Source organism: uncultured Marinobacter sp. (assembly GCF_963974375.1).
GTDB lineage: Bacteria > Pseudomonadota > Gammaproteobacteria > Pseudomonadales > Oleiphilaceae > Marinobacter.
The window spans coordinates 1-5,981 of the sequence record NZ_CAXBDN010000266.1; the positions used below are offsets into that span (position 1 = coordinate 1).

Annotated in this window: 3 protein-coding genes and 1 pseudogene; all 4 read left to right on the forward strand. The window is 59.7% G+C overall.

Translation table 11 applies throughout. The annotated features are described in order from the left end of the window. Nucleotides 1–859 (forward strand): annotated as a pseudogene (locus tag AAC035_RS17765) (peroxidase); the annotation flags it as partial. A gap of 45 nt (nucleotides 860–904) precedes the next feature. Beyond that, a complete protein-coding gene (locus AAC035_RS17770) occupies nucleotides 905–2,164 on the forward strand; it encodes a hypothetical protein (RefSeq protein WP_339806429.1) in 1,260 nt (419 codons plus the stop codon). Continuing rightward, the gene (locus tag AAC035_RS17775) at nucleotides 2,161–3,081 is read left to right on the forward strand and encodes a hypothetical protein (protein WP_339806430.1); all 921 of its coding nucleotides are present in this window, start codon (nucleotides 2,161–2,163) and stop codon (nucleotides 3,079–3,081) included. Before AAC035_RS17770 ends, AAC035_RS17775 begins: the two co-directional genes overlap by 4 nt. A 99-nt stretch (nucleotides 3,082–3,180) precedes the next feature. Further along, nucleotides 3,181–5,981: valine--tRNA ligase (locus tag AAC035_RS17780; protein WP_339806431.1), on the forward strand; the 2,801-nt coding region annotated here is incomplete at its 3' end.

Here is a 5,981-nt window from a genome sequence, read left to right on the forward strand (position 1 = left end):
GTTCGTGCTGGGTTACAAGAACGGATATGACCTTTATACCCCGCGGCCAATGGTCGCCCCGGCACAGGACCCTGGCAACCTGTTACCACCGGACCTGGAGGGCTCAGAGCAACGGGATCTGGGCAAAAACGGCACCTACCTGGTATTCCGCCAGCTTGCCCAGGATGTTCCGGGATTCTGGCGCACTCTGGACAAACTGGCGGCCGAGGCCGGCAGTGTGATCCGCAGCACCGTGCAGCTGGCATCGAAAATGGTGGGGCGCTGGCCCAGCGGAACGTCTCTGGTTCAGTCTCCCGGCCATGACGATCCGGATGTGGCATTCAAGGACGACTTCCTCTACCAGGACAGCGATAGCGACGGCCAGAAATGCCCTCTCGGTGCCCACGTCAGGCGCACACATCCCCGCGACAGTCTCCCGCCGGAGCCGGGCAGTCAGAAATCCCTCGATTTCAGCAACCGCCACCGGCTGCTTCGACGCGGGCGGGTCTGGGGCAAGGCCTTTGATCCGAGCATGAATCCGGAGGTATTTCTTGAAAAGCTCAGGGCCAGGGATGTGACTGACGACGAGCCCCGAGGGCTTCATTTTATCTGCCTGAACGCCAATATCGGACGCCAGTTCGAATTCGTTCAGCACACCTGGTCCAATAATCCCGGCTTCAATAGTCTGCGCCACGAGCCTGATCCCATCAGCGGCAGTCGCAACGCCTTCGGCCGGACCCAGGACCAGTTTACCGTGCAAAAGGAGCCCTTTCGTCACCGGCTCGGTTCCTTGCCGGCTTTCGTGCATACGCTTGGCGGTGGCTATTTTTTCCTGCCCGGCCGGAGTGCACTGCGGTATCTGTTTCGCCAGGCAGGCTGACAGCTGCTCAATTATAATGGCCACAGGTCCTTCCAGGGAGGGGCGATGAAACGCTGGATTCCACACCTTGCGCAAGCCACGACAGACTTTACAATTCCCCGGCTGAGGCGACTGGACCCGCTCTATCGCGACCAGTTTGACCGGCTGTTGCGGGGGCCTCTGGAAGCCCTTGTACAGGGCTTCATCCGCATGCAGCAGCCCCACGAAGGCCTGGCCCTGGGCGAAGAGAACCTGTCGGAAGACGAGATTGACCACACTCGCGATATCACCGATTCCATGACCAGATTTCTGTCCCGGGAATACCGGGACAAAGCCAGGACCGCCGAGCGGGCCGGCAACACCAAAACCTACGGTCTGGTCCTCGGTACTTTTAAGGTCGATCCGGATTTACCGACACGCCTTCAGACCGCTCTGTTTCAGCCCGGTCGCCAGTACCGGGCTTACATCCGGTTTGCGGGACCGGGCCCCCGGGTCGTACCGGACATTGAGGACAACGGCATTCTCAGTATCGGCATCAAACTGATGGGGGTGCCGGGCCGGAAACTGATGGAAGACGAACAATTCACGGTCGATCTGTCCGGTATCAGCGCACCCACCTTTACCACCCCCAACGTGCGGGAAAACGCCAAACTGCAGCAGCAGCTACTGCTGGGAACGCCTGCCTGGTACTTTCTGAATCCACTGGACTCCCATTACCTGGACATGTTCATGCAGGGCCTTTACGCCCGGGCCTACAACAACCCACTGGAGGCCACCTACCACAGTGGTGTTCCCTATCTTTACGGTCGGGAAAAAGGCCATAACCGCGCCATCAAGTACGCACTGATTCCTCGTATCGGCCAGCCTTCGCGCATCCGGCGATTTTCTGACAACTACCTCCGTGATGCCATGACCCGCACCCTGGCTCGTACCCCGGTGGTCTTTGACTTTGCCATTCAGTTCCAGACCGATCCGGTCAGCATGCCGATCGAAAATGCGGCTGTGGTCTGGTCCCGGCGGGCGTCGCCCTTTATCACGGTGGCCACCCTGGAGATTCCGTGCCAACGCTTCGATTACCCGGCCCAGGATGCCTTCGCCCGACAGATCACCATCAACCCCTGGCATACCCTGGCGACCCATCGTCCCCTGGGCAACCAGAACCGGGCCCGCCGGGCCATTTATTACGCCACCTCCCGCATGCGCCAGGCCATCAATCAGGAGCGCCATGTAGAACCAACCGGTGATGAGATTTTCAATACCGGGGCAGGTAACGGGACTGACGCGACAGCGGCAGACACTTCCACGCAGCCGAGGGTTTCCCAATGAAGATAAAAGCCGCAGCCCGTCGTCTGGTATCCGTCATCGGCAACCTTCCCTATCTGCCCGGGTCCGTATTGCCCATCGACAAACAGGCACCCTGGTCCGAGTTTCGCAAAACCAACTACGAATCGCCCTACTACTTTGCAAAATCGGTGCGCGCAGCCCTCTTCCCCATCTACGCACCTTTCCGGGAGGTACCTCACCTGCCCTATGAAGTACCGACAAACCATCCGGAACAGGAAGACGACGAGGCCTGGTTTTTCCTCAATGGCATCTGCACCGATCGCAGTGTGCTGCGGCTCAATGGCAAAGCCCTGGCGGATCTGTTCTGTCGCCGCATTCACCTGATGCACAATCCCTCCGACGGCATTGTGCTTGACCTGCTGGAATGTGCGGCAGGCCGTACCATGCAACCGGTTTCCACGCTGGATGAAAGCGTCGCCCATATTCTGGCCGACGCGCTGTCGCGCCACTCGAAGGTTGTCCTGATTGCCCATTCCCAGGGCGGGATTATTGCCACTGGTGCGGTCTACAAGCTGATCGAACGATGGTCCGGCCGGCCTGAACTTCTCGGCAAACTGGAGATCTACACCTTTGCCAGTGCCGCAACCGAGATGAACGTACCTCAGATTTACTGCGAGCACTTTTACAAGACCGGCGATTACGTAGCGAGAATCGGAGTGGCAGCCAATCCCGGGGGGTTCTCGGGACGCCATTTCAAGGCCAGCGGCACTGGCCATCTGATGAACGCCCACTATCTGAGCGACCTCGCCGGCGGTCAGTTCCGCAGCCAGGACGACGATCCGGCCAGTCGACTGGTCAGCTATTTCACACCTCCCAGACCTGCCGCCACGGCAAGAACAGCAGCCAGAGCCCGGCCGGCCTCCCCCCGCACCCGGAAAACCTCAGCCACGTCAGACTGAAGCGCGGCAGAGGGTTCGCTGCCAACCCGGTGACCATGTATAATTGGCGATCTTCATTTTCCCTTATGAATCAACCAAACGGTCACCAGCAGAAAGCCCATGGAAAAAACCTACCAGCCAGAAAACATTGAGCGCCAGTGGTACGAAAACTGGGAATCCAAAGGGTACTTCCGGCCTTCCGGTGAAGGCGAGTCCTACAGTATTGCGATCCCGCCGCCCAACGTTACCGGCAGCCTGCATATGGGGCACGCGTTCCAGCACACCATTATGGACACGCTGATCCGCTACAAGCGCATGAAAGGACACAACACCCTCTGGCAGGTAGGCACCGACCATGCCGGCATTGCCACCCAGATGGTGGTTGAGCGACAACTGGCAGCCGAAGGCAAAACCCGCCATGACCTGGGCCGTGATGACTTCATCAAGCGGGTCTGGGACTGGAAAGCCCATTCCGGCGGCACCATTACCCGCCAGATGCGCAGGCTCGGCAATTCTGTGGACTGGGACCATGAACGCTTCACCATGGACGACGGCTTTTACCAGGCCGTGCAGGACGTCTTTGTCCGGTTATACGACGAAGGCCTGATCTACCGGGGCAAACGCCTGGTGAACTGGGACCCGAAACTGCACACCGCCATTTCGGATCTGGAAGTGGAGAACAAGGAAGAAAAGGGCTATTTCTGGCATCTCCGCTATCCCCTCGCCGATGCCGCCACCACCAGCGACGGCAAGGATTATCTGGTGGTGGCCACCACCCGGCCGGAAACCATGCTGGGCGATACCGCCGTTGCCGTTCATCCGGACGACGAGCGCTACCAGCACCTGATCGGCAAGCGGGTACTGTTGCCGCTGGTTAACCGCTCCATTCCCATCGTGGCGGATCATCATGCCGATCCGGAGAAAGGCAGCGGTTGTGTCAAGATCACTCCGGCCCATGACTTCAACGACTACGCTGTCGGCAAGCGTAACAGCCTGCCGATGATCAACGTCCTGACCAAGGACGCCAACATTCTGGCTGTAGCCGAAGTCTATCATTCCGACGGCACGGCGAATGCTGACCTCGATGGCACCCTGCCAGCCGCCTACGCCGGCCTGACCCGGGAAGAAGCCCGCAAGCAGATCGTGGCGGATATGGAAGCCGCCGGCCTGGTGCACCAGGTGGAAGACCATGTGCTGAGCGTGCCCCGGGGCGATCGTTCCGGCCTGATCATCGAGCCCATGCTCACGGATCAGTGGTTCGCAGACGCCAAAACCCTGGCGAAACCGGCCATTGAAGCGGTCGAGGATGGCCGCATCCAGTTCGTGCCCAAGCAGTACGAGAATATGTACTTCTCGTGGATGCGTGACATCCAGGACTGGTGCATCTCCCGCCAGCTGTGGTGGGGTCACCGGATACCGGCCTGGTACGACGCCGAGGGCAACATCTACGTTGGCCAGAGCGAGACCGACGTGCGCCGGAAGTACAGCCTGAGCCCGGATCTGAGCCTGAAACAGGACGACGACGTCCTTGATACCTGGTTCAGCTCCGCCCTCTGGACCTTCGGCACCCTGGGCTGGCCCGAGATCACCGAGCGCCTGAAGACCTTTCATCCTACCGATGTGCTGGTCACCGGTTTTGACATCATTTTCTTCTGGATTGCCCGGATGATCATGATGACCATGCACTTCGTGAAAAATGACGACGGCACCCCCCAGGTTCCTTTCAAGACCGTCTACGTCACCGGGCTGATCCGTGACGAGCACGGCGACAAGATGTCCAAGTCGAAAGGCAACGTCATCGATCCGCTGGATATGATCGATGGTATTGGTCTCGAAGATCTGCTGGAGAAGCGAACCGGCAACCTGATGCAACCCCGGCTTGCGGAGAAGATCGGCAAGCGCACCCGGAAGGAATTCCCTGAAGGTATCGCCGCCCACGGTACCGACGCGCTGCGTTTCACCCTGGCGGCCATGGCCACCACCGGCCGCGACATCAACTGGGACATGAAACGCCTCGAAGGCTATCGCAACTTCTGCAACAAGCTGTGGAACGCCGCCCGCTACGTGCTGATGAATACGGAAGGCGAAGACTGCGGCGTGAACGGTGAGCCGGTAACCCTGTCCCTGGCCGACCGCTGGATTCTCAGTGAACTGCAGAACTGCAGCCAGGAAGTCAGCCGTCACCTGGATCAGTACCGTTTCGACCTGGCGGCCTATGCACTTTACGAATTCATCTGGAACGAATACTGCGACTGGTATCTGGAGTTGTCCAAGCCGGCCCTCAATGATGAAGGCGCCACGGCGGAGGCCAAACGCGGTACCCGCCGCACCCTGGTACAGGTGCTCGAAGCCGTTTTGCGACTGGCCCATCCCATCATGCCCTTCATCACCGAAGAGATCTGGCAGCGGGTGGCTCCGCTGGCGGGCAAGCAGGGCGATACCATCATGCACCAGGCTTTCCCGCAAGCGGATGCCAGCCTGCAGGATGCAGTGACTACTGCGGATATCCAGTGGCTCAAGGGAGTCATTGTGGCCGTCCGCAATATTCGCGGCGAGATGAACATCTCCCCGGCCAAGGCGATCCCGGTGCTGCTGCGGGGCAAGAACCCGGACGATCAGCGGCGGATGAGCGAAAACCGCCAGTTCCTGGGCTCCCTGGCCAAACTGGAAAGCCTCGACTGGTTCGACAGCGGCGAAGCCCCCATGTCCGCCACGCAGCTGGTGGGTGATATGGAAGTACTGGTGCCCATGGCCGGCCTGATCGACAAGGACGCCGAACTCAAGCGCCTGGACAAGGAGCTGGATCGTCTGCAAAAGGACATTGACCGGGTTGCCGGCAAACTGAACAACGAGAAGTTTACCGCCAAGGCCCCTGCAGATGTTGTCGCAAAGGAGCAGGAGAAACTGCGGGATGCCGAGAG